The organism is Streptomyces sp. NPDC048290 (genome assembly GCF_040652095.1).
GTDB lineage: Bacteria > Actinomycetota > Actinomycetes > Streptomycetales > Streptomycetaceae > Streptomyces.
The window spans coordinates 65657-88409 of sequence record NZ_JBEZLM010000020.1; the positions used below are offsets into that span (position 1 = coordinate 65657).

Annotated in this window: 25 protein-coding genes; 14 read left to right on the forward strand and 11 right to left on the reverse strand. The window is 70.9% G+C overall.

Annotation, left to right across the window (positions count from 1 at the left end; translation table 11 throughout):
• Positions 1 to 154: 154 nt before the first annotated feature.
• From AB0D49_RS29395 to AB0D49_RS29405, 3 genes are all read right to left on the reverse strand, one after another.
• Positions 155 to 985 carry a MerR family transcriptional regulator gene (locus AB0D49_RS29395; RefSeq protein WP_362762830.1) on the reverse strand — a complete coding sequence of 277 codons (831 nt, stop codon included), beginning with the start codon at positions 983 to 985 and terminating at the stop codon, positions 155 to 157.
• A 563-nt stretch (positions 986 to 1548) separates the two neighbouring features.
• Complete coding sequence (locus AB0D49_RS29400; RefSeq protein WP_362762833.1) at positions 1549 to 1866, reverse strand: hypothetical protein; 318 nt, start codon at positions 1864 to 1866, stop codon at positions 1549 to 1551.
• A gap of 160 nt (positions 1867 to 2026) precedes the next feature.
• Positions 2027 to 2581, reverse strand: a complete 555-nt coding sequence (locus AB0D49_RS29405; RefSeq protein WP_362762836.1) for a hypothetical protein — start codon at positions 2579 to 2581, stop codon at positions 2027 to 2029.
• A 560-nt stretch (positions 2582 to 3141) separates the two neighbouring features.
• Between AB0D49_RS29405 and AB0D49_RS29410 the strand changes: the two genes are divergently transcribed.
• The 9 genes from AB0D49_RS29410 (at position 3142) to AB0D49_RS29450 (ending at position 8566) form a co-directional block, all read left to right on the forward strand.
• Positions 3142 to 3444 (forward strand): hypothetical protein, encoded by a 303-nt coding sequence (locus AB0D49_RS29410; RefSeq protein WP_362762839.1) that lies wholly within the window; start codon positions 3142 to 3144, stop codon positions 3442 to 3444.
• A 379-nt stretch (positions 3445 to 3823) separates the two neighbouring features.
• Entirely contained in the window at positions 3824 to 4435 is a 612-nt protein-coding gene (locus tag AB0D49_RS29415) for a methylated-DNA--[protein]-cysteine S-methyltransferase (RefSeq protein WP_362762842.1), read from the forward strand.
• A 101-nt stretch (positions 4436 to 4536) separates the two neighbouring features.
• Positions 4537 to 5028: a sigma-70 family RNA polymerase sigma factor gene (locus AB0D49_RS29420; RefSeq protein ID WP_362762845.1), complete on the forward strand. Its 492-nt coding sequence runs from the start codon at positions 4537 to 4539 to the stop codon at positions 5026 to 5028.
• Entirely contained in the window at positions 5025 to 5684 is a 660-nt protein-coding gene (locus tag AB0D49_RS29425; protein ID WP_362762848.1) for a methylated-DNA--[protein]-cysteine S-methyltransferase, read from the forward strand. The genes AB0D49_RS29420 and AB0D49_RS29425 overlap by 4 nt, the downstream gene beginning before the upstream one ends.
• Positions 5681 to 6475: a 2OG-Fe(II) oxygenase gene (locus tag AB0D49_RS29430; RefSeq protein ID WP_362762851.1), complete on the forward strand. Its 795-nt coding sequence runs from the start codon at positions 5681 to 5683 to the stop codon at positions 6473 to 6475. The genes AB0D49_RS29425 and AB0D49_RS29430 overlap by 4 nt, the downstream gene beginning before the upstream one ends.
• Positions 6472 to 6765 (forward strand): Ada metal-binding domain-containing protein, encoded by a 294-nt coding sequence (locus AB0D49_RS29435; protein WP_362762854.1) that lies wholly within the window; start codon positions 6472 to 6474, stop codon positions 6763 to 6765. Before AB0D49_RS29430 ends, AB0D49_RS29435 begins: the two co-directional genes overlap by 4 nt.
• Positions 6753 to 7274: a hypothetical protein gene (locus tag AB0D49_RS29440; protein WP_362762857.1), complete on the forward strand. Its 522-nt coding sequence runs from the start codon at positions 6753 to 6755 to the stop codon at positions 7272 to 7274. Before AB0D49_RS29435 ends, AB0D49_RS29440 begins: the two co-directional genes overlap by 13 nt.
• A 3-nt stretch (positions 7275 to 7277) precedes the next feature.
• Positions 7278 to 7955 carry an alpha-ketoglutarate-dependent dioxygenase AlkB gene (locus AB0D49_RS29445; RefSeq protein WP_362762860.1) on the forward strand — a complete coding sequence of 226 codons (678 nt, stop codon included), beginning with the start codon at positions 7278 to 7280 and terminating at the stop codon, positions 7953 to 7955.
• Positions 7952 to 8566 carry a DNA-3-methyladenine glycosylase I gene (locus AB0D49_RS29450; protein WP_362762863.1) on the forward strand — a complete coding sequence of 205 codons (615 nt, stop codon included), beginning with the start codon at positions 7952 to 7954 and terminating at the stop codon, positions 8564 to 8566. The genes AB0D49_RS29445 and AB0D49_RS29450 overlap by 4 nt, the downstream gene beginning before the upstream one ends.
• 137 nt (positions 8567 to 8703) lie before the next feature.
• On the opposite strand, the gene AB0D49_RS29455 is transcribed toward AB0D49_RS29450, so the two are convergent.
• The 4 genes from AB0D49_RS29455 to AB0D49_RS29470 all read right to left on the reverse strand — a co-directional run bounded on the left by AB0D49_RS29455 (position 8704) and on the right by AB0D49_RS29470 (position 14049).
• Positions 8704 to 10488: a methyltransferase gene (locus tag AB0D49_RS29455; RefSeq protein WP_362762866.1), complete on the reverse strand. Its 1785-nt coding sequence runs from the start codon at positions 10486 to 10488 to the stop codon at positions 8704 to 8706.
• A 213-nt stretch (positions 10489 to 10701) separates the two neighbouring features.
• On the reverse strand, positions 10702 to 11970 hold the full coding sequence (locus AB0D49_RS29460) for a 4-hydroxybenzoate 3-monooxygenase (protein WP_362762869.1): 1269 nt from the start codon (positions 11968 to 11970) through the stop codon (positions 10702 to 10704).
• 520 nt (positions 11971 to 12490) lie between these two features.
• A complete protein-coding gene (locus AB0D49_RS29465) occupies positions 12491 to 13423 on the reverse strand; it encodes a hypothetical protein (RefSeq protein WP_362762872.1) in 933 nt (310 codons plus the stop codon).
• The gene (locus AB0D49_RS29470; protein WP_362762875.1) at positions 13420 to 14049 is read right to left on the reverse strand and encodes a papain-like cysteine protease family protein; all 630 of its coding nucleotides are present in this window, start codon (positions 14047 to 14049) and stop codon (positions 13420 to 13422) included. The genes AB0D49_RS29465 and AB0D49_RS29470 overlap by 4 nt, the downstream gene beginning before the upstream one ends.
• 268 nt (positions 14050 to 14317) lie before the next feature.
• On the opposite strand from AB0D49_RS29470, the gene AB0D49_RS29475 reads away from it, so the two are divergent.
• A complete protein-coding gene (locus tag AB0D49_RS29475; protein ID WP_362762878.1) occupies positions 14318 to 15244 on the forward strand; it encodes a hypothetical protein in 927 nt (308 codons plus the stop codon).
• A 19-nt stretch (positions 15245 to 15263) separates the two neighbouring features.
• Here AB0D49_RS29475 and AB0D49_RS29480 read toward each other — a convergent pair whose 3' ends face one another.
• Entirely contained in the window at positions 15264 to 16301 is a 1038-nt protein-coding gene (locus AB0D49_RS29480; protein ID WP_362762881.1) for an alpha/beta hydrolase-fold protein, read from the reverse strand.
• 577 nt (positions 16302 to 16878) lie between these two features.
• Here AB0D49_RS29480 and AB0D49_RS29485 point away from each other — a divergent pair.
• A complete protein-coding gene (locus tag AB0D49_RS29485) occupies positions 16879 to 17352 on the forward strand; it encodes a hypothetical protein (RefSeq protein ID WP_362762884.1) in 474 nt (157 codons plus the stop codon).
• 146 nt (positions 17353 to 17498) lie between these two features.
• On the opposite strand, the gene AB0D49_RS29490 is transcribed toward AB0D49_RS29485, so the two are convergent.
• A complete protein-coding gene (locus tag AB0D49_RS29490; protein WP_362762886.1) occupies positions 17499 to 18044 on the reverse strand; it encodes a flavoprotein in 546 nt (181 codons plus the stop codon).
• Positions 18045 to 18164: 120 nt separating this feature from the next.
• Between AB0D49_RS29490 and AB0D49_RS29495 the strand changes: the two genes are divergently transcribed.
• The 3 genes from AB0D49_RS29495 to AB0D49_RS29505 all read left to right on the forward strand — a co-directional run bounded on the left by AB0D49_RS29495 (position 18165) and on the right by AB0D49_RS29505 (position 20499).
• Positions 18165 to 19349, forward strand: a complete 1185-nt coding sequence (locus tag AB0D49_RS29495) for a helix-turn-helix domain-containing protein (protein WP_362762889.1) — start codon at positions 18165 to 18167, stop codon at positions 19347 to 19349.
• A gap of 89 nt (positions 19350 to 19438) precedes the next feature.
• Complete coding sequence (locus AB0D49_RS29500; RefSeq protein WP_362762891.1) at positions 19439 to 19699, forward strand: hypothetical protein; 261 nt, start codon at positions 19439 to 19441, stop codon at positions 19697 to 19699.
• Positions 19696 to 20499, forward strand: coding sequence for a DUF6415 family natural product biosynthesis protein (locus tag AB0D49_RS29505; protein ID WP_362762893.1), 804 nt, complete (start codon positions 19696 to 19698; stop codon positions 20497 to 20499). The genes AB0D49_RS29500 and AB0D49_RS29505 overlap by 4 nt, the downstream gene beginning before the upstream one ends.
• Before the next feature lie 61 nt (positions 20500 to 20560).
• Here AB0D49_RS29505 and AB0D49_RS29510 read toward each other — a convergent pair whose 3' ends face one another.
• Together AB0D49_RS29510 and AB0D49_RS29515 are read right to left on the reverse strand one after the other, a co-directional pair.
• Positions 20561 to 22036: a HAMP domain-containing sensor histidine kinase gene (locus AB0D49_RS29510; RefSeq protein WP_362762896.1), complete on the reverse strand. Its 1476-nt coding sequence runs from the start codon at positions 22034 to 22036 to the stop codon at positions 20561 to 20563.
• Entirely contained in the window at positions 22023 to 22703 is a 681-nt protein-coding gene (locus tag AB0D49_RS29515) for a response regulator transcription factor (RefSeq protein WP_362762898.1), read from the reverse strand. The genes AB0D49_RS29510 and AB0D49_RS29515 overlap by 14 nt, the downstream gene beginning before the upstream one ends.
• Positions 22704 to 22753 lie beyond the last annotated feature (50 nt).

The window sequence follows — 22753 nt, forward strand, 5'->3', positions numbered from 1 at the left end:
GGACCCAACGGGTACGACGGTGACGGATCAGCCACATTCCGGACGGCGGGGGAGGGGTGGTGGCGAGTGGTCGAGGCGAAGGGCGGGTCAGGACGACGCCGACCGGGCCGCGGTGGAGCGCGGGCTCGACGCTACCCTTCCACCGCCCGCCGCTTCACTGATCCTGCGCGAGGAGTTCGGCGGTGCGCTCCACACAGCGCCGCCGGGCGGCCGACATGTCGTACGGCATCTTGCCGATCGCTTCGATCACGCTCATAGAGGCGTGCTCCTCCCCTCTCAGGTCGGCGTCGTACTCCTCGAAGAGCTGCTCCTCGGCCTGGTCGAGCCCGGCGGCCTCGGTGGCTTGGTCGACGGCCTTCTGGAAGGCGTATCGCTGGACGGCGATCTCTTCGACGCGTGGGTCGTCGGGGTCGACACTGTCGTCCAGGCCCGCCTCGGCCTCGTCGAGCCGGTCGGCCTCGGCGCGTAGCTCGGGGTCGTGGGCGAGCACGATGTACACACTCGCCTGGAGAGCGGCACCCAGCGGGCCGAAGATCCGTTCCGAGACCAGCAGGCTGTCCAGGTCGGACCGGCGCAAAGCACCCGTGGGGAGGTCGCGAAGCCGGTCGGTGACCAAGGGGGAGAGCAGGCCCAAGGGACTGCCCGCTTCCCGCAGTCGCCGCACGGTCTCACGGCGCTGCTGGAGGGCGGCCTGCTGGACGACCAGGTTCTCCTCCAACTGCTCCAGGGTCTCCTCGATGCCGCGGGTGCCGTCGAAGGCGGTCCGGATGTCCTCCAGACCGAAGCCCGCGTCCACCATCGTGCGGACCCACAACAGCCGGATCATGTCGTCATAGCCGTAGCGGCGCTTTCCGTCACCGCCCCGTTCGGGCTCCGGCAGAAGACCGATGGCGTGGTAGTGCCGGATCGCTCTGGGTGTGGTCCCGGCGAACAGGGCGGCGTCACCGATCCTGACACTGCGGGGGATCGCGAGGGGGAGTTCCATGAGAAGCCTTTCGTGCGGTGCTCCCTTCACGAGAACACATGACGCTGCGGCATGTGCAATGCCGCTGGTGGGACGGAGCCCATGTGCACCGGTCGCCAGGTGCTGACGTGTGACCCGTCCGGCTGGGATGGTCGAGCGGAATCGCATCCGGCCCGGCAACGCGGCAGTGCCCCCGCCGCGGGATCGGCGAGGGCACGTCCTGTCGTACCGGGCGACCGTCCCCGGCCAGCCGCATGAGCCGGGGACGTCGTCACAGTCCGGGAGGAAGGTTCTCCCGGATCATGCGGCCGACCCAGTACATCGCGGTCGTCACCGGTGCCAGCCACAGTCGGGTACGACGACGCACACCCCGCCAGTCGACCGGTGAGCATGGTGGTCGCTTCTTCATGATGTCCTCCACGGGACAAGGGGACCGGCCGAGTGCCGGACCCGGGGCCCCAGGGCCCGCCAGCCGGTCAGTCCCCCTGGTTGGGTTCATCAGCGGGAAGCATGAATGACCTTGTGCGCCGTCTGACGCACCCACCGGCCGTCCGTAGCGTCGGGCCTCGATCGGTCACTCACAGTCATGAGAGTTCCCTCGGCTCGCTGTTCCTGCCGTCAGCCTCGAACTGCCGCAGCCGGGACCGGCGATGCTGCTCCAGGACCAGGCGGCGCACCCGGCGGCGGACCTGTTCGCCGGTCGCGGCCGGGTCCGCCGCCCCGGCGTACCAGGCGGCGTCCGTCCAGGTCGCCACCCCGGGCCGGCTCCAGGCGAGGACGACCCGACGGTCGGCGGGAGGCAGGGCCCGCAGCAGGGCGGACAGACGCGCGTCGTCGGCGCGTGCGGTCTCGGCCGCGATGCGCAGGTCCGGGGAACTGGCGATCAGGTCGTAGAGGTTCACATTGTCACCGACCGGCCCCTCAGGAGCGGCGGAGCTGCCACTGAGGCCGAGCCGATGCCCTCGACGGGGTAGTCGGCGAGCCTCGCCCCGGCCCCACTACGAGAACGCGCCTCGCGTCACTCACCGAGCATGACCGCACAGTGACCTGACCGCATGTCCGCTACCGGAGAGGAATGAGGGAAGTGGCGTCGCCTGGATCGCCGGACAGGTCATCCCGGGCGAGTTCCTCCGCCACCCGTCGTCTGATGCCTTCGGGCGCGGTCTCGATGACAACCTCAACGCACTTCACAGGATTGCCCCGCCCGTATCCCCGCATCAGCCAGGCCAGGAGCAGAGCGCTGTCGTCACACTGGTAGAACCGGTGCAGCGCCGCTTCGTCTCCTGCCTCCGCATGTCGGGCTGCCCACCATCGGGACATGACTTCGGGGAGGTCGACCGCGCGATCCACGAGATCGAGATCGTCCTTCCTCATGTCCAACCGCAGGCGTCCGTCGTTCGTGACTCCCAGGACCAGGGCGCGCCTCTGCTCACCTACCCGGGGCCAGGCGCTCTCTGGCAACGGCACAGTGGAGAGGTATCCGCGATCGATGTATCCCGGCACCTCCCCGGCCACCCTGGTGATCAGTCCGTAGGGCCGATGCGCTGTCACGGTGCTGACGACGATCGAGTACCGGGGGAACCGCTGAGTGAGAATGAGAAGACCTTCGCCGTCCATTACGGCCTCCTGGGAACCGGCCGACTCCGTTGAGTTCTTCGAGCATCTCCCGAGCGATGCCGTACCCGATCCGACCGCCGGTCATTCCGGGCTATCCGTGGATCATCGAAGGCTGGGAGTTCGGTGCTCCCGGCTTCGTCTTCGAGCGGTGCGCCCAGGGCCACCAGATCACCGACAGTCGCATCCTGAGCGGAGACGCGGTGGCCCCTGCGGGCTACGGAAGATCCCCGTCGATCTCAACCAGGGAACCACCACGGACCCGCGCCTCTCTGCGGCATCGACCCGGCCCTCCCGTCCTGACGGACGACCCTGACGTATGTGGCCCTCCCAACGCGACGCGCGGACAACGACGGGTGACGGACGAGGACCGCCACGACGGGCTGTCACGTGAGGCAAGACATGGGCGCATATTCCCCTCACATAGGCGAATCTCCCTCTAAACCTGTCTTGACGCGGGCACTTCACCTCTAGCTGCTTCACCAGGAAGCCGCACGCGTGCCGTCGAGTGCGCACCCGCAACGGGGACGCGGACCGACGGCGACCGAGGGAAGGGACCAGCCATGAGCATGATCCAGACCGGCAGACTCCAACTCAGCTCCACCAGCCCGACGGAGGTGACCGGCGGCGTCACCTCGACCTTCACCCAGGTCACGTTCCCGTCGCCGTTCCCGAGCAACGCGGAGGTTGTCGTCTTCCCGTTCGTCCAGACGTTCAACGGGCCTGACACCCCGGGCCTGCGGATCGCCGATGTCACCCCGACGGGCTTCAAGATCCGTATGAATGAACTCGTCGGCACGGGCAGGCCGCTCTCCGACGGACTGCACACGGTGGAGACGGTCGGCTGGATCGCCAGCACGGTCTGAGTACCTGGGACATCCTGAGCCGGTCGCCGGTGTGGCCCGGCTCAGGATGCGCTGTCCTCGAAGCCACCGGGTGGGGCACCCCCGGTCACAGAGCGGACGATCGCCGGTACGGACTGCGATACGCGTGACCCCGTCTGGCTCTCCGGCGTCCGTGTCAGAGTGGTGGGGCACTGGTTTCCGCAGTTCAGGAGGCATACTCGGGGTGCTCCGCCGGGCGTCCGCCAGAGCGGCCCCGGGCACTATGCCGTCCCGTGTGTCCTGGGTGCTCCCGCCCGTCTCAGGCCGCTCCTGAAGCGGCGATGGTCGATTGTGTCCTCGGATCTCACATCCGGGCCCTCGCGAGCGTCTTCAGCGTGAGAGGGAAGGAAACGACATGAGGATGACGAAGACCACGAGGGCCACGGAGACGGCGGAGATCACGAAGACCATGGGAGCCATGGGCGTCACGGGGGCCACGGAGTCGAAGGCGACCCCGGGGACGACCAAGCACACCGTCGTCGCCACCCCGCTCGGCCCCGTCACAGTCGTTGCCTCGGGCGACGCGATCACGGGCCTGTACTTCGCCCACCACATCCGCCGCCCCGCGCAGGAGACGTTCGGCGTCGAGGTCCCGCCCGACGAGACGGACGGCCCGCTCGCGGAAGCCGTGGCGCAGCTGACCGACTACCTCGCAGGCAGGCGGCGCGGCTTCGACCTGCCCCTCGACGCCGCCGGCAACGCCTTCCAGCACCGAGTGTGGGCGAAGGTGGCGGCGATCCCGTTCGGGGAGACCACCACGTACGGCACGCTCGCTGAGCGGCTGGGGGACAGGTCGCTCGCGTACCAGGTCGGCCAGGCCGTGGGTGCCAACCCCCTGTGTGTCTTCGTGCCCTGCCACCGGGTCGTCGGCGCGAACGGCAGCCTCACCGGGTATGCCGGCGGTCTGCGGCGCAAACGGGCGCTGTTGGAGCTGGAGGAGCCCGTGCAGGCCGCCGCCGGTCGACTCTTCTGAGTCGACTCTGAGACGGTTCCTCCGAACCCTTCCGACCCCTCCGAACCCCTCCGAACGGATCTCACGACTGTGCCCCTTCCAGCGTCTTCAGCGAGATGAACATGAAGCAGCCGTTCGAATCAGTGGTGGCGTGCCACGGGGTCACCGTTCTGCGTGTCTGCCGTTCGCTTCTCGGAGCGGACGACGCGGACGACGCGTGGTCGGAGACGTTCCTCGCCGCGATGCGTGCCTACCCGGAGCTTCCGGAGACGGCGAACATCGAGGCGTGGCTGGTGACCATCGCGCGCCGCAAGGCCATCGACATCCACCGGGCCGCGCAGCGGAATCCGCTGGCGGTGCCGGAGCTGCCCGAGGGCCCGACCGACCTGGGCGTTCCCGGCGCCGGTGACACCGACCTGTGGGAGTTCGTCGCCCGGCTGCCCGAGAAACAGCGGCAGGCGATCACGTACCGCTATCTCGTCGGACTGCCGTACGCGGAGATCGCGGCGATCCTCGGCGGAAGCGTCGACGCGGCCCGCAGGGCGGCGGCCGACGGCATGAAGAGGCTCAGAGACATCTATCCGGGCGCGACCTCGAAAGGAGCAAGAACATGAGCGACACCCGCGACGACACCACCCGCGATCCCCGAGACCCCCGCGACACTGACGCCCCCCTCACTTCCCTCGCCGCCCTGTCGGCGCCCGTCGACCCGGAGAAGCTGGCCATGCTGCACCGCCGACTGGAGGCCGCCGCGCAGGCGGAGGGCCTCATGGACATCGCGTACACGACCGTCGACAGCCCGGTCGGGAAGCTGCTGCTCGCCGCGACCCCGCAGGGACTTGTCCGGGTCGCCTTCGCCAGCGAGAACCACGACCAGGTCCTCGAGGCGCTCGCCGCGAAGCTCAGCCCGCGCATCCTGCGCGCACCGCAGCAGCTCGACGCGGCGGCCCGCGAACTGGACGAGTACTTCGGTCACCGCAGGCAGCGGTTCGACCTGCCGCTGGACCTGTCGCTGTCGCGCGGGTTCCGCCAGCTCGTGCAGCGGCATCTGCCGGAGATCGGCTACGGGCAGACCCGCAGCTACAAGGAGATGGCCGAGATGGTCGGCAATCCGAAGGCCGTCCGCGCGGTCGGCACCGCCTGTGCCACCAACCCGCTCCCGGTCGTCGTGCCCTGCCACCGCGTGCTGCGCACGGACGGCACCCTCGGCGGCTACATCGGCGGCCTGGCGGCCAAGACGGCCCTCCTCGACCTGGAGGCGGCGGCATGAGCACCAGAACCAGCACCGGAACCAGCACCGGAACCAGCACCAGCACCAGCACCAGCACCAGCACCAGGACCACACGACCGGCCGACCTCTGGCGTGACCGCGTCGAGTCCGCCGACTGGCAGGCCGTGACCGACGAGATCGACGCGTACGGCGGGGCGCTCCTGCCCCGGCTGCTCGCACCGGAGGAGACCCGGGAGATCCGCGCCCTGTACGCGAACGACGACCTGTTCCGCAGCACCGTCGACATGGGTCGGCACCGGTTCGGGGAGGGGCAGTACAAGTACTTCCGGGCTCCGTACCCGGAACCGGTCGAGCGGCTGAAGCAGGCCCTGTACCCGAGGCTGCTGCCCATCGCCCGCGACTGGTGGACCAAGCTCGGGCGGCCCGCTCCCTGGCCGGACACGCTGGACGAGTGGCTGCGGATGTGCCATGACGCCGGGCAGAGCAAGTCCACCGCCATCCTGCTCAAGTACGGCGAGAAGGACTGGAACGCCCTGCACCGCGACCTCTACGGGGACCTCGTGTTCCCGCTCCAGGTCGTCATCAACCTGAACGAACCCGGCGTCGACCACACCGGCGGCGAGTTCCTCCTCCTGGAACAGCGCCCGCGGGCCCAGTCGCGCGGCACGGCGACGCTGCTGCCCCACGGACACGGCTATGTGTTCACCACCCGGGACCGCCCCGTGCGATCCGCACGCGGCTGGTCGGCCGCCCCCGTACGGCACGGCGTCTCCGCGATCCGGTCGGGCGAGCGGCACACCCTCGCCCTCGTCTTCCACGACGCCGCGTGAACCCCGTGGACGCGCCGCGCTACACGCTCACCGGGAGCGACGGGCGGCCCTACGTGTCGCCCGTCAAAGGCGCCTGGGGCGGTCACCGCGGCGCGAAGATCTACGGCCGCCTCGACTGCCCGGCCGCCCTGCGCACCCTCGCCCGCGGCGGCTATGTGAAGGACCGCGTCTTCTTCGCCGACGAACGAACCGCGCTCACGGCCGGCTACCGCCCGTGCGGAGCCTGCTGCCAGGACCACTACCAGGCATGGAAGAGCGCGCAGGAGAAGGGCCAGTCGTGGAATCCCTGACCAGTCCGCTTCTGCGCGGCACACGCCCAGCACCGGCCCCGGCCATGGTCACCGCGGCGGAGGTGGACGCACTCGTCGCCTCGGCCCGCTCCCGGGGCGCCCGGACGATCGCGCTGGGATCGGGCCGCGATCCGCTGACCCGCGCGTCCGTGCGCTTGGCGGCGAACGCGTGGCAGCGGTCCGGAGGCGAGGTGGCGCTGGAACTGACCTGGCCCGAGACAGCGGCCTCGTGGCTGCGCCAGGCCACCCGGTTCGCCGCCGCCGACACGGCACTGTGGATCATGCTGGGCCCGCCCCTCGGCTGGGCGCAGATGACCCGGCGCCTGCTGTGGTCCACACCGTGGCAGCCGGCCCGTACGCTCCTGACCGGAGCCCTCTCCGACCGCCCCGCACTCGACCTCGTGGGGCTCCACAACCTGCCCGGGATCGCCGGTGTCACCGCCGCGGGGGACACCTGGCAGCTCACGCCCGACAGCCGGATCATCCCCGTCACCACCACGAGGTCCTGACCCATGACGCTCTTCACCCCAGGGGGCATTCAGCGCCCCGGCCCCGGCGCGGCCCTCGTCCCCGCCTGGCTCACCCTTGACCAGCAGGCGTGGATCGTCGGCCAGTTCCACACCTGGGCGACAGGCCCCGTGCCGATCCGCGCGGCCAAGGTGCGGGGCCACGAGATGTCCGTCCGTACCGTCTGCCTGGGCTGGCACTGGCAGCCGTACCAGTACACACGCGAGGCCACCGACGTCAATGGTGCTCGTGTGCTGCCCTTTCCCGAGTGGATGGTGCGGCTGGGTCGCAGGGCGCTCGAGGAGACGGGGCACAGCGACGCCGAGGTGGCGGCGTACACCCCGGACACGGCGCTCGTGAACCACTACGACGCCGCCGCGCGCATGGGTATGCACCAGGACAAGGACGAACGCTCCCTCGCCCCCGTCGTGTCCCTGTCCATCGGCGACGCCTGCACCTTCCGCTTCGGGAACACCGAACACCGGAACCGGCCCTACACCGACCTCCGACTGGAGTCCGGCGATCTCTTCGTCTTCGGCGGTGCCTCCAGGCTCGCCTACCACGGTGTCACCCGCGTCCACCCGTCCACCGCTCCGGACGGCTGCGGCCTGGACGGCGGCCGGATCAACATCACCCTGCGCATGACCGGCCTCACCGACCGACAAGGACCCGCGACCCGATGACCCAACCCCTGCTCGCCGACCCCGGAGTCGTGCTCGGCGAGGACGGCCTCGCCCGACCCGCATGGGCGGCCTGCGACCCGCTCCTGCGGGACTACTACGACACCGAATGGGGCATGGCGGTCACCGATGAACAGGGTGTCTTCGAGCGTGTCTGCCTCGAAGGATTCCAGGCGGGCCTGTCCTGGGCGACGATCCTGCGCAAACGTCCCGCGTTCCGCGAGGCGTTCGACGACTTCGATCCCGACACCGTCGCCGGGTACGACGACCAGGACGTCGAACGGCTCCTCGCCGACACCGGCATCGTCCGCAACCGCCAGAAGATCCTCGCCACCGTCCGCAACGCGCGCGCCACGATCGAACTCCGGGCGGACAACGGACTCTCCGCGCTGATCTGGTCGTTCCAGCCCGGGACCACGCCCAGGCCCCGGCGCTTCGAGGACATCCCGACCACCTCACCGGAGTCGGTGGCCCTGTCGAAAGAACTGCGCCGACGCGGCTTCGCGTTCGTCGGACCGACCACGATGTTCGCCCTCATGGAGGCGATCGGGATCATCGACACCCACCTCCTCGGCTCCCATCGGCGCGGCACCTCGGGTGTCTGGCCGGAGTGAGCGGCGTACGCCGTCCGGAGCGGTGGTCGGCGACCGCCCGGTGGTGAGGCCCGGTCCGGCTGGTCCCGGACCGCCGGCCTCGTTCCCGGCGTCCTGACGAACGAACCGTCCGACGACCGGCCGCGCACCGCCCTCGCCTACGACCCGCGAGCGATGTCACCCACCGACGCCCCGGCACCCCGTGCGTGCAGTACATGCGCGTCCAGCGGGAGCGGGCTGTGGGACTGGAGTGTGAGGCCCGCGTCGGCCAGCAGTTCGGCGTAGTGGGCGGCCGTCCGTTCCCGTCCGCCGACGTTGCACATCATGTGGAGGTCCCAGGAGACGGCGAGGGAGGGGCTGCCGTCGGTGGGCAGCAGGCGTTCCACGATGAGCAGGTCCGCCTCGGGCGGCATCGCGCGAGCACAGTGCCGCAGGATCTCCCGGCACCGGTCGTCGTCCCAGTCGTGCAGTACGCGGGACAGGACATAGACATCGCCGTCCGGCGGTACGTCCCCGAAGTCACCGGCCAGAAACACGCACCGGTCGGCGCACCGCGCGGCGGCCAGCGTGCGGCGGGCCGCCTCGATGACATGGGGACGTTCGAGGAGGACGCCATGGAGGCGGGGGTGGGCGGGCAGGAGGTGGGCGAGGAGTTCGCCGTTGCCGCCCGCGATGTCGACGACCGTCGCCGGGGAGGCTGCCCCGGCCGCCGCGGCGATGACCGGGTGGGCCGCCAGCGGGGCGAACATCCGGCTGCTCGCGGCCATCGACCGGTCGAAGAGGTCGGCCAGGTCGGGACGGCGGGCGAAGTGGTCGAAGTGATGCGCGCCGAAGTGGTGGTCGAACGCGGTCCGCCCGGTCCGGACCGTATGGCCGAGCGCGGCGAACGACTCGTAGAAGGGACCGCCGTACAGCAGGGCCAAAGGGCGCAGGGAACCCGGGGTGTCGGAGCGCAGCAGGGCGCCCGCGGGGGTGAGGCGGTGGCCGTCGGGGGTCTCGGTCACGATGCCGAGCATGGCGAGATAGCGCAGCAGCCTGGTGAGGCTCTCCGGGTCGGTGCCGGTACGCCGGGCGAGCGGTCCGGCGGCGACGGGGGTCTCGGTGCTCATGGCGTCGGGGATGCCGAGGTGGGCGAAGGTGGCGAGGGCCTGGGTCGTCCAGGCGCCGGTGAGCTGGCGCAGGAGCGTTTCGGCGGGGGACGTCGGCGCTGCCGGCTGGGCCGCCTGGTCGTCGCCGCGCAGGTGACCCGCCAGCACATCCCGGTGGTCGCCGGGGACGTACAGCTCGATGCGCCGGTACCAGGTCTTCGCCTCGCTCGGCGCGGTGAAGTAGAACACCGTGCCGTCCTCGTGCGGGTTGTAGCCGCCCCCGTCCGGGCGCGCGCCCCGGTGGGCGAGGATCGCGCGCACGCCGTGCAGCACCAGCGGGTCAGGACGCTCCACCTCGAACGCCACATGCGCCTCGTGCTCCTCGGCGCGTTCCCGCGCGGCGAGCGCCGCGAGACCGCCCGCCGCCGCGTCGGCGCCCACCGTCAGCACGAACACCTCGACCATACGGTTCCTGCCGCACGGCCCCGGGACCGGTGGGCGCAGGATACGGACGTCCAGCGCGGCGGCGTCCAGCCGGTGGCGCGCGGCGAGCCGGTCGCGGACGACGACGCTGGGAGCCGGGGGCGTCGCCGGGTCGAGGGTCAGTCCGCAGGCGGCGAGTTGGGCGTGGAGCGCGGGCAGGTCGGGCGGGAAGACCAGCAGGGCGGCGTGCGCGAAGCGACAGTGGTCCACCAGGGCCCGCGTCTCGACGCCGTCGAGACCGGGGAGGAGTTGGGGGAGGAGGGTGGCGGTGTGCTGCTCGCGGACGAAGTCGGCAGCGGCGCGCAGCCGGGCCGGGTCGCTGGGGGCGGTGGTCGTGGCGGGCGTCGTCGTGGTCGGCGTCGTCGCGGTCATCGCAGGGGCGTCCTCAGAGTGAGTGGGGGGGGGAGGGGAGGTGACGGGTCTCAGCTGCCGACGTGCTGCTCGGCGGGGTTGGTGGGGGAGGGGAGGTGGCGGGTCTCAGACGCCGACGTACGGCGCGGCGGGGTTGGTGGGGGACGGGAGGCGGTGGTCTCAGATGCCGACGTACTGCGCGGTGAAGTTGGTGAGGGCAGGGAGGCGGCGACCTCAGACACCGACGTACTGCTCGGCGAACCAGTCCTGTTCCGCGCGTGAGGTACGCAGCGTGTCCAGGCAGGGGCGTCTCTGGAGCGGCGTGTGATAGGGCGACGGCTCGCTCCGGTCCCCGGAGTCGGAAACGGTGGTGGGGACGGTGTCGGTGGCGGGGGCGAGGTCTGGGACGTCGTGCAGGAGGCGGATCATCCACTGGGAGAATCGTTGCGCCTGACGGACATGGGTGAGGGCGCGCGCCGAGTAGCCGTCCAGAGCATCGGTGGAACCGTGCCGTAGCGCCGCGAACAGGGCGTCGGCGAGGAGTTCCGCCTCCAGCACCGCGAGGTTGGCGCCCTTGGCGGCGGACGGACTGAGCAGACTGGCGGCGTCGCCCGCGAGGAAGAGGGACCCATGGCGCAGGGGTTCCAGCACATCGGACTCCAGGTCGAACACCGCGCGCTGAAGGAAACGGCCCCGGTGCAGCGGCCCGTGGTCGGCGGCGCGCATCCGCAGCTCCAGCTCGTCCCAGAGCTGAGCGTCGGACCGGTCCACGGCGGCCGTGCCCCGGGCACACTGGAGGTAGTAGCGGGTGACCTGGGCGGTACGCGCCATGTGCCCGGCGAAACCCCGCGAGTGGACCGCGTATCCCACCGCGTCCAGACTCGGGGGCGCCTCGGCGAGCAGCCCGAGCCAGGAGACGCCGAGGTCGATCCGGTGGCGCCGGACCGCGCCCGGCGGGATCGAACGGCGGGCCGCGCCATGACGGCCGTCGCATCCGGCGACGTACCGGCCCTGCCAGCGGACGGGATCGCCGTCGCCGGTGCGGACGGTCACGGACGGCGGTGTGCGGCCCGCGTCGGCGTCCCGTACGGCGAGCGCCTCCGCCGCGAAGCGGATCCGCCCGCCCGCTCCCTCGTAGTGGGCGAGCAGATCGGCCACCAGGTACTGCTGGGGGTAGACGGTGTGCCCTTCGCCCCGGCCGAGACTGGCGTAGTCGAGCCGGAACCGGCCGCCGTCGGTGCGGAACTCGCAGGTGCTGTGCGGCTGGCCGTGCCGCCGCAGGCCGTCGGAGAGGTCGTGGCGGTCCAGGACCCGCACGGTGTTCGCGGCGAGGAATCCGGCGCGCGCCCGGGTACCGAGATCCGCGCGTGCGGCCCGCTCCAGGATCACGCAGTCGACCCCGGCCGCTCGGAGGATGTTGCCGAGCACCAGCCCTGCGGGGCCCGCACCCAGGATGATCACTTCCGCTGTGCCGTGCACGGCGCCCGCCCTCTGACTGTCCATCACAGCAGCGGATCGTATGCTTCCAAAGATCGCCGAATGCGCCAGGTTCACCCGTACGGCGGGAAAAGGGAGGGAAGGGGCGGACTCGGTTGCCGGGGGGTGGGGTGCTGGGGTAGTCGGGGGGTTCGCCGAGGGCCGACGGCCGTGGGGTGGTCATGGGCCGTGGGTCGTGGGGCGGTCGTGGGTCGTCGGGAGGTCGGCTCCTTCTGCCACCTGGCCTTGGCGAGGTCGGCCCGCATCTGCGCCTGCCGGGCTTTCGCCGTCGTGGTGATCCGACGCCGGGCGGGGGTGCCGTCGGTGCGTGTGCCGTGGTGCGTAGGTAGGGGTCTGGCGGTGTCTTCGCGGGACGGACGAGGCAGCCGCGGACGACGGTGACGGGCCGGGCGGAGGCTGTCGTCGGGGCCGAGCCCGTGCCGTCCCCGCCCTCCCGGTGTCCCGCTGGAGCCCCGCAATCCGACTCGGGTGCCCGCCGCCCTGAGAGGCGACGGGCACCCGAGTGGCCCCGATGCGGTGCGGTGGCTCAGGTGCGGCGGCGGAGCCGGGCCGCCGTCGCTCCGCACAGGGTGAGCGCGAGGACCGCGCCCGCGCCCGCGGTGACCGTGCCGATGCTCACCGGGCCGCGGTCCTCCCGCGCCACGGTCGCCCCAGTCGCCTCAGCCGACTTGGTCGCTTCGGCCGACTCGGCCGACTCGGACGTGGATTCCTGCCCGGCGTCGGCGGAGTAGCCACCGGCGAAGCCCTTCTTCGCGTAGCCGGAGCCCGGGAGTTTGTCGCCATACGCGTCCTGGACCCGAGCGCGGTAGGCGTCGAGGGTGGTGCCCTTGGCGCCGACCGCGCGCGCCGCGTCCTCGTCCAGCGGCAGCACCCTCGTCCCCTTGCTGACGAACCAGGCGTCGATCTGCGGCTCACGGAAGACCGTCCCGCCGGGGAGCAGGTCCGCGCCGCGCCGCGCGTAACGGAACTCGTCGTCGCCGGAGGCGATGTTGACGACCTGCCACCGGTCGTCCAGCGGTGCCGCCCACACGGACGCCTGCTGCCCGTCCGACGAGACCGCCTTGGTGGCCAGGAACTCCGTACGTGCCACGGCCGCGCCCGCCTTCCCGGCCACGAACTCCGGTGCGAGCGTCAGGACGGGCACCGTGGAGCCCTCGGCGCGGGGCTCGGCCGCGGACCTCGCGACCGCCCCGTCCCGGGCGAAGAACCGGGAGAGGGTCTCCAGCGTGGCGGGCGAGGTGGCGGCCTGTCTGGCGGCGGCCAGATCGGTGCTCGACGGCTTGCCCGTCGGCAGGACCGCCGTACCGCCGTCGTCGGCGGCGGCCGTGGACGCGGCGGTGAGGGTACCGAGCGCGCCGAGGGCGAGACAGGCCGCGAAGGCGGCGGCGACGGGCCGTCTCGAGGCGGCGCCGCTGACGGAACTTCTTGAGGTGGCCGAGGTCCGCTGCATCGCGTTCACGCCCCGATCCGGTAGAGCGAGTGGGTCCAGGAGAAGGAGTTGTTGTTCACGTACCAGGCGTGGGAGCCCCAGTTGTAGCGGCTGCTGGACGGCCAGGGGTCGGCCCAGTAGACCCAGCTGTCGGCGGTGTCGTAGCCGTAGATGACATGCATGTGGCCGCCGCCGCTGGACCACTGGATTCTGGTCTCGATCGGACGGTTCTGGTCGATGTCGGTCTGTATGGCCGGGTAGCGGAGCCAGTTGTTGATGTACGAGCCGGGGCGTACGCCCGTCCAGCTCAGTCCGGTCTGGACATTGCCCAGGGTCGCCTGGTTGTTGGGACACTGGGTGTTCTGGCTGCGGTTGAACGCCGCGTTGCAGAACTGGTTCTGGCTGTAGTTCCTGCCGAAGTAGGCGGCGATGGTGTTGCCGCCCGCCGCCCAGCACCAGTTCGTCTGGAGCTGGGCCTGCATGGTGATGTTCAGGCGCTTCGCGGCGAGGGCCGGAGTCACGTCCGTGGCGCCGGCGGCACGGGTGGTGGTGGCGGAGTCGTCGGCCGGGGCCGCGACGGCGGACGACAGGGGCACGGTGATGAGTGCGGCGAGTACCGCCGAGACGGTGCCGAGCCGTCTCCTGGTCTTGCGCATGGCGTTCCTCCCTGAGGGGATCGGTGGGGGTGGAGGAGCGCGTCCGGACGCTGCGATTTGAGCATCAGTCCTTGTCGCGGGCAGGTCAACGCGCTTCAATGCGGTGCACATGGCGCTGTGAACGCCTCGGCCCTGTTGTGAACGCATGTCTCCCGTGTCACCTGGACGGCGGTGCCTGCCCGTCCGCGTGGCCGGGCACTGTCGTGAACGTTCACCGGGCGCCGTGCCGGAGCACGCGCGGACGCGCCTGAAGCCGCTGGAGGTAGGTATGGGTCACACCGAGGCCGATCTGGTGCAGATGCTGCACACCGGGCCGTTCCATCTGGCGCTGCGTGCGGCGCTGTCGGTGCGCGGACTGCCGCTCCAGCGGGTACAGCACCATCTCGCGCACCGCGGCATCAAGGTCGGAGTCACCAGCCTCAGTTACTGGCAGCAGGGGGCACGCCGCCCCCAGCGCCCCGAGTCACTACGGGCCGTACGCGCCCTGGAGGAGGTACTGGAACTCCCCGCGAACTCTCTGACCAGGCTGCTCGGCGAGGAGAGCGCCCGCTCCACCGCCGAGCGGCCCGCCGCCCGTTCCTACCGTGCCCTGCTGGAGGTGTCCGCCACGGTCGAGGAGCTGCTGGCGGACCTGGAGAGCCCCTTGGACGGCGGGCTGCACACGGTCGGCCACCATGAGCGTGTGGGCATAGGACCGGCCCGTGAACTCCTCGGACGTGACTCGCGGCATGTCGTGCGCGCCCACCGCGACGGCGTCGACCGCTACCTCGCGATCCATCGCGGAGACCCGGGCTGCGACCCCTCCCGGGTCCGGGTCACCGCCCGGGACAACTGCCGTACCGGGCGGGTGCGCTGGCACCACGAGTCGGGAATCGTGGTGGCCGAGCTGCTCTTCGACGCGCAACTGCGCGCCGGTGAGACCTATGTCTTCGGCTATGGCTTCGAGGACGGCACGGGCGGCCCGAGCACCGAATACGTACGCGGCTTCACCTACGCGGGCGGTCAATACGTCCTCCAGGTGCGCTTCGACGACCAGGCACTCCCCGTGCGGTGCCGCCGCTTCGCCCAGGCGACCACGGGAGCGCCCAGGGGAGCCCGCACCGACCTCACCCTGAGCGGCCGTCACCGCACGGTCCACCTGGTGGAACAGGGGGTCCGGCCGGGCATCCTCGGCATCGACTGGGATTGGGACTGAGGCGGGCAGGCGGGGGGATTCAGGCGAGGGCCCGCAGCAGCATGGGCAGTGAGGCGTGGAACTCGCGCGACCAGTAGGCGGGGTCGTGGGTGCCCGGGTGGAATCGGGTGGTGACCCGGGCACTGGCCGCGCGCAGCACCGGAGCCAGCGCCTCGTTCTCCTCGCGCATGATCGCTTCGGTCGGTGACAGGATGTCGGGAGGGAACGGGGCGTCCGGGTCTTCGAGGCCGGGGATGTGTTCATCGGGCTGGGTGTCGGGCGGGTCCAGCGGGCCGAGCCGCCCGTCGCCGCAGGACAGCCGGACGGGGATTCCGGTGAGCCGGTGGGCGAGGTGGACGGGGTCGTGCGCCTCCCAGATGGCGCGCTGGTGCACCGGGTCTCCCCAGAGCGCCGTCCACTCCAGACCCAGGTAGTCCATGGCCGCCTTGACCGCGTGAGGATGCCCGAGCGGATGCACATAGCCGCTGTAGCTCGCCGCCGCCCGGAACATCCTTCGGTGCCGCGCGGTGTACGACAGGGCGCCGAACCCGCCTTGGGACTGCCCGGCCACCACCCGTCTGCTCCCGGCCCCGTATCGCCGCTCGACGAGCGGCAGTACCTCGCGCAGATGGAAACTCTCCACGGCCGGAGGGCCGCCCCCGCCGTGGTTCCACCAGTCCGTGCAGAATCCGAACAGCGGCATCTGAGGCATCACCACGAGCGTGTGTCTCAGCTCCGTAAGACTCTGGATCTCATAGTCCCGGGTCCAGGCCAGATGGTCACCGTCGCCGCCCGGCAGCAGTAGCAGTACCGGCCAGCGGTGCGCGGGCCGCCGGGCGTGCCAGCCCTCGGGGGTGAGCAGCCGCACCTCGGCCGGGTGTCCGAGCGCGGCCGACTCCACGACGAGATCGACGATCCGCTGCCCGGAGTACGCCTCTTGAATCACCTCCACACCGCTGCCGGACGCGCCCGCCGGCGATGCCACGGCCTGCCCGGCCCCACCGGCGACGGCGGCGAGAGCGAGGGCACCTCGCAGCAGAAGACGCCGCCCCGGATCGTCCGGCGGAAGAACAGTCATACGGTCACCTCACCTCTCGAACACCCAGGGACCAGATCCCCGGGCCTCATCGGTTCACTCCCAAGTCTCGTACGGCGCAGGCCGCGCGGACATCCGTCACATCCCTGACCCGCCCCGGAGTCGACCCCGCAGACGTATCGGGGGCGGGGGAGCCGGAGCCCTTACGTCTGGTCCAGCGGTCGGCCCCGGGGCAGGATGCTGATCGGCACCTCCGAGCCCAGCCGGTCGGCCCAGGGCAGGATGCTGCTCGGCTGTGGCGGATGCCGCGATCCGAGCGGGCAGCCAAGCTGCCGCTGGCCGGGTCTCGGCTGTACGGCGGAGGCGCAGCCGCCGCCACCACGACCGGCCAAGTACAAGTACAAGTACGAGTACGAGCACGTACGAGAGTTCGGATCACGCCAACCCCGCGAGGGCCCGCCGCCGCGAGGTGCCTTTGCCGCCCCGCGCAGGACGCCAAGACAGTCCCAGGTGGCCGGGAGGGCGCTGTTGACGGCCGGTGCGGCGGCTGTCAGCGTGCATCTCGCAAGTGACCATGAGGAGTCCCGCCGACACGGCGGGTGACAGGGAGGGGTCTCTCATGCATACCCGTACGCGCAGACACGCACTCGTCTCGTCCGTCGCGCTGGCGGTGTCGGGGGCACTGCTGACCGTGGGTGCCGTCGGCCAGGCGCAGGCCACCCCGTCCGGTGACCGGGCCCCGGCCGCCGCGATGGGGCTGCTGAGCGAGCCCACACCGGAGGAGCAGGAGAAGCTGCGGGAGATCGCGGCCTCCATCTGGACGCCGGAGCTGGCGGCGGGCTGGAACATGAACGCCGAGGTCGCCGACGTCCTCTCCCAGGCGACCGACCGCATCATCCAGTGTTCGGCGGCCTACGCGCTGGTGCCCAAGCCCCCGGGCTTCCGCCCCGGCCTGGGCTACCTCGTGTCGTACTGGAAGAACATCCGGGACTATTTCCTCGCGGTGCGCGGCGACCGCCAGTACAAGGCGTGCGTGGTCTCGACGGCGGCCTACTACCGCTCGATCATCGAGATGGCTTCCCAGGGCATCTGAGGGACCGTACGGCGGTGAGGGCGGCCCGGGTAACACGGGCTCGCGGGACTTTGGACGGGGTCGTCCTTGCCGCCGTATCCGGATCGACGCGGATGGGGGACGCCGTCCGCGCGATCGGCCCCAGATTCGTGGAAGTCGGCGCTGTGTCATCCCGGCGTGGTGATCCGCTCCGCGGCGTCCAACGCCAGGTGCCACGGGTACGCGCGCGGCTTGCCCTGTCCGGGCCGATTGGGGACGAACCCGCCCTCGCCGTAGAGCACCTCCACGCCCATCTCCCGCAACTCGGCGACGCTCCGTTCGAACTGCCGGTGCTGCACATAGGCGGCGTTGACGCACGGCATCGTCACCAGCGGGATTCCCTTGCCGATCCCCTCGGCGACCACCCCGACGACGAACTCGTGCGTGAGACCGTGAGCCCAGGCGTTGATCGTGTTGAACGTGGCCGGGGCGACGACGATCACATCCGCCTTCGGCCACACATCCGGCTGTCCGGGCAGCTTGTACCGCGACCGCACCGGATGTCCCGTCAACGCGGCCAGACCGTCCAGGCTGTCTTCAAGCCAGCACGCGGCGGTCGGCGTCAGCCCTAGGCACACGTCGAAGCCACGCCCCTGCGCGTCCTCGATCACCGCCGCCACATCGAACACCGGGGGCGCCGCACAGCCGAACAGGTACAGGGTCCGAGACGTCATACGGGCAGTGGATCACACGCAACCGCCCCCGACCCAGGTGGAACCGAGGGCAGACGTCTCACCCAGTCCCTGCTGCGCGGGTACCGTTCCAGATGACGAGTCAGGAACGAGGAGACCAGGATGCCCAACCTCGGTGACGACCACACCGGCTCCCGGATTCGGGAGCAACGCAGACTGGCCCGGCTCAGCCAACGCGAACTCGCGGACCGCATCCCCTACTCCTACAGCCTGTTGAACCAGGTCGAATGCGGCGCCCGCCCGGCAACCGACGAGTTCGTCGCCGCGGTCGCGCGCGCGTTGAACATCGACGCCGATCTCCTGACCGGACGGTCCCAAGTGACCGATGTACAAGGAACCCGGCTGGCCGAGTTGGTGCGCCCGATCCGCGAAGCCCTCGATCTGTACGACCTGGGACCCAACCCGGACCTCACCGTGCGGCCCGCGGCGGTCCTGATCGCGGAGGCGGACCGGCTCTGCGCCGAAGTCCGCGCCACTCGCCTGCGGAACTCCGCCCGCATGCTCCCCAGCCTGATCGCCGAACTCACTCACACGGCGTGGGATACACCGTCCACCGCTGTCTGGCAGGCGCTCGCCTCGGCGTACCGCACCGCCCACGACATCACCCTGAAGCTCGGGCACAGTGATCTCTCCTCGACGGCTCTCGACCGGATGGCGTGGGCGGCCGGGCGGGCGTCCGACCCGTGCCTGGCCGCGATCCGCCAGTACAAGCGGGCGCTCGTCTACTACCGGGAGGGCGAGCAGACCATCGGGCAACGGCTCATCGCCTCCGGCCACCACATGATCGAGCAGGCCGACGCGGGCCGCGACGCGCTGGTCGTGACCGGCCAACTCCACCTGGGCGGGGCAGTGATCTGTGGCCGGGCTGGGGACAAGGCAGCCGTGGCCCGGCATATCGCCGAGGCCCGGGGGATCGCGAAGCGCACCGGGGACGCCTCGCAAGTCCACTGGCTGTCCTTCGGCCCTACGAACGTCGCACTGCACCACCTGTCCGCCACGATGAAGCTGAGGGACTACGACAAGGCGCTGACGCAGGCACGGGCCGTCCAACTGCCGCCCAGGTTTGCGACGTCTCGACGCGCTGGATTCCTGATCGACCGGGCGCGAGTGGAGATGGAGACGGGGCACACCCAGGCGGCGCTCGATCACCTCCTGGAGGCGCGGCGTGTGGCCCCGGAGCAGACCCGCTACCACGGCAGCGCCCGGGAGACGATCCGCGGGCTGGTCCATATGTCACGCCGGACACCGGACGCCCTGAATCGCATGGCGGCCTGGATCGGCCTGTAGTTCACGCTCACATATCCGTGAGCGTTGTGGGGTTGCCTTGCTCCTAAGGTCTTGAGTGAAGGGATCACCGTGATCGTGGAGGCGTAGCCATGTCTAGCCAGAACGCGACCATCCTCCCCGAGGTGGTCGACCTACTCGCGCTCCCCGTGCTGGACGAACTGACGGACGCCCAGGCGCGCGGCGCGGTATGTGTCTGGGACCCCACTGAGGACCAGCTCACCGCCGAGACCGCGATCGACCTCGGCGAGCGACAGACCGACGGCGGCCACTGGTTCCCCCGCGCCTGCCGCCCGCACACCGCCCTGCGGATGCAGATCCTGCCACCCGTTGGTGAGGAGGCCACGGGATGACCTCTGCCCCGCTGGACCTTCAGACGATGCGCGCGGCCGTGCGGCAACTCCTCGGCAAGGAGGCATCCCTGCCAAGCGAGGGCGACCTGGAAACGCTCGTGCTCCAGCTCCGAGGCCACCTCATGCTCACCATCCCCGAGATCGAGCACCTCACCGCCCGCCTCCCCGAGGACGACATCCCCCGCGCCTGCGCCGCAGCCGGCGTACGCGAAGCCCGCCGCCGACTCAGCCTCGACCCACCCGGCCCCTTCCCCGCCCGGCTCGCCCACGCGCAGCGTTTGGCCCGCGCCGTCCACGCCCTCTGCGACCACTACGAGAACCTCACCAGCGACCACCAGACAGCCGCCCAGGAAACCCAACAGCTCACCGACGAAATGCCCGCCCTCCGCACCCTGCCCCCCCACCAGCGCACCGGCCAAGCCTGCGTCTGGTGCGCAGCCACCACCACCGCCATGCACCCCCTCGCCTTCGCCAGCGACCAACCCCCCGCCGCCTGCGACAGATGCTGGACAGCCCGTCGGCACGCGCTACGCACCTACCTCACCTGGCAGCAGCACGCCGACACCTGCTGGGTCTGCGCCACCGACCGCTGCGCCACAGCCGTACCCCTCGCCCAAGCACACCAACACGCCCGCGCCACAGTCACCGACCGGCCCCCGTACTGCGCCCGCTGCTCCGGCGCCCTACTCATCTCGAACCACCAGGTCATCCCCCACATCCGCGAGCGAGACACCGGCCTCCACCGCGCCTACACCCACGTCGGACTGTGCCCGGCCGAGCCGAGACTCTTCCGCGAGTAGACCGCCGCTCGCCCCTCAGGGGGCGGCTTGGTCTCCAGCAGGCGCGCCGCAACGAACCAGGCTATTCCTCCGCCGACTCCGGCGCCCGAGGCAGGCGGAGCTGGAAGCACGCCCCCAAGGTGCGGGACGCGAGGGTCAGGGATCCGCCGTGGCGGTGGGCCAGGTCGCGGGCGATGGCGAGGCCCAGGCCGGTGCCGCCCTGGTCGCGGGAGCGGGCGTCGTCGAGGCGGACGAAGCGTTCGAAGACGCGCTCGGCGTCCTCCGCGGGCACGCCCGGTCCGTCGTCGTGGACGGTGAGGACGACCCACGTGTCCTGGTTCCGGACGGTGATCTGGACGCGGTGTTCGGCGTGGCGGGCGGCGTTGTCGAGGAGGTTGCGCAGGAGTCGTTCGAACTCGCCGGGGGTTCCGTGTACATAGGCGGGAGCGGTGCTGTCGCAGGTGAGGGTCAACGCCCTTTCCACGAGGGGGTAGTGCTCGGTCAGGCGGGAGGCGAGCGCGGTCAGGTCGACGGTCTCCGGGTCGGCTACCCGCGTGCGGGTGTCGAGGCGGGCGAGGAGGAGTAGGTCTTCGGTGAGGGACTGGAGACGGCGGGTCTGGCGGGCGGCGGTGGTGGCCACGGCGGGCCATTGGGTGCGTTCCGGGTAGGCGAGCGCGACTTCCAGGCTGGCCAGGAGCGTGGTGAGGGGGCTGCGCAGTTCGTGGGCGGCGTCCGCGACGAAGCGGCGTTGCTGGGCGGCGGCGTTGTCGAGGCGTTGGAGGGTGGTGTTGATGGTGGTGGCCAGGGCAGTGATCTCGTGTCCGGTGGCGGGGACGGTGACACGTTCGCGGGGGTCGTTCGCGGTGACCGACGCGGTGAGGACACGGATGGCTTCGACTGGCCGCAGCGCGATTCGGACGGCGAAGTAGGTGACGCCGGCGATCAGTACCAGGCTGGCGATCCCGGCCTGGAGCAGCAGACGGTCGGTGATCTCGGTGATCGACTCGGCTGTGTACGGCAGTACGACCACGTAGATGCGTAGCTTGGCGTTGTCGCTGACGCCCAGGGCCGCGGCTGCCTCGCTGCTGAGGTCATCGGGTGAGACATCGGCGGCCATGACCCGTACGGTCCCGCCGGGCACACTGAAGTCGTCCCTGGAGTTGTAGTGGCGGTTCACCGGTATGCGGACGGTGGTGGGCGGTACCAGCGCGGCGATCCCGGTCGTCGGCGGGGCGGGCATCACATGGTGGGTGTCGGGGGCGAAGTCCACCATGCTCCCGCCGTAGGCGACAGCGGTGCGTCGGCCGGTCGCGACGACCTCGTACGGCACGGTGCTGATGGTGTCGGGGACGACTCCCCGGGTCAACTGTTCATAGAGCGAACTGAGCTGTGTCCGGGCGTGTTCCTCGGCGGTCTGGGTGGCCTGGCGGTAGACGTCGTGGTGTACCCACCAGCCGACGCCGGCCAGCAGGACGGCGGCGGTCGAGGCGGCGGCGAGGGCCGCCATGGCCCGTACCGAACGCGGCCACCAGCGGCGTCGCCGCTCAGCCGCGTTCACGGTCGTCCACCAGCCGGTAGCCGATACCCCGTACGGTCTGCAAGGACCGCCGGTCGAACGCGGCGTCCACCTTCTTGCGGAGGGCGCTGACACGTGCCTCCACCAGGTTGGGGTCCCAGGCTTCGTCGGGCCGCGCGTGGTACAGCAGATCCGCTTTGGAGACCGCCTGACCCGCCCGCCGGGCCAGCACCTCCAGCACGGCGAACTCCCGGGGGGTGAGTTCCACCCGGGTCCCGGCCCGGCGGCAGACCCGCCCGGCGACATCCAGCGAGAGGTCACCCACGGCGAGGACGGGCGGAGCGGCCGTGGCGCCTCGTCTGACCAGGGCCCGCAGCCGTGCGACGAGCACCGGGTAGGAGAAGGGCTTGGCCAGGTAGTCGTCGGCGCCCGTGTCCAGGGCCTCCGCCTGGTCCCATTCACCGTCCTTGGCGGTGAGGACCAGGATGGGAGTCGCGTTGCCCTCGCGGCGCAGTTGGGCGCAGACCTTGTAGCCGTTGAGTCCGGGCAGCATCAAGTCCAGTACGACCAGGGCGTATTCGCCGGTCCGGGCCATCCACAGTCCCTGTCGGCCGTCACGGGCGAGGTCGACGGTGTAGCCCTCGGCGGTGAGACCGGTGTGCAGGGTCTGGGCAAGGTCCACCTCGTCTTCGACCACCAGGATGCGCATGTCGTCCAGCCTCGCACAGCACCGGCCCGCCTTCCTGATCGGCCGGTCAG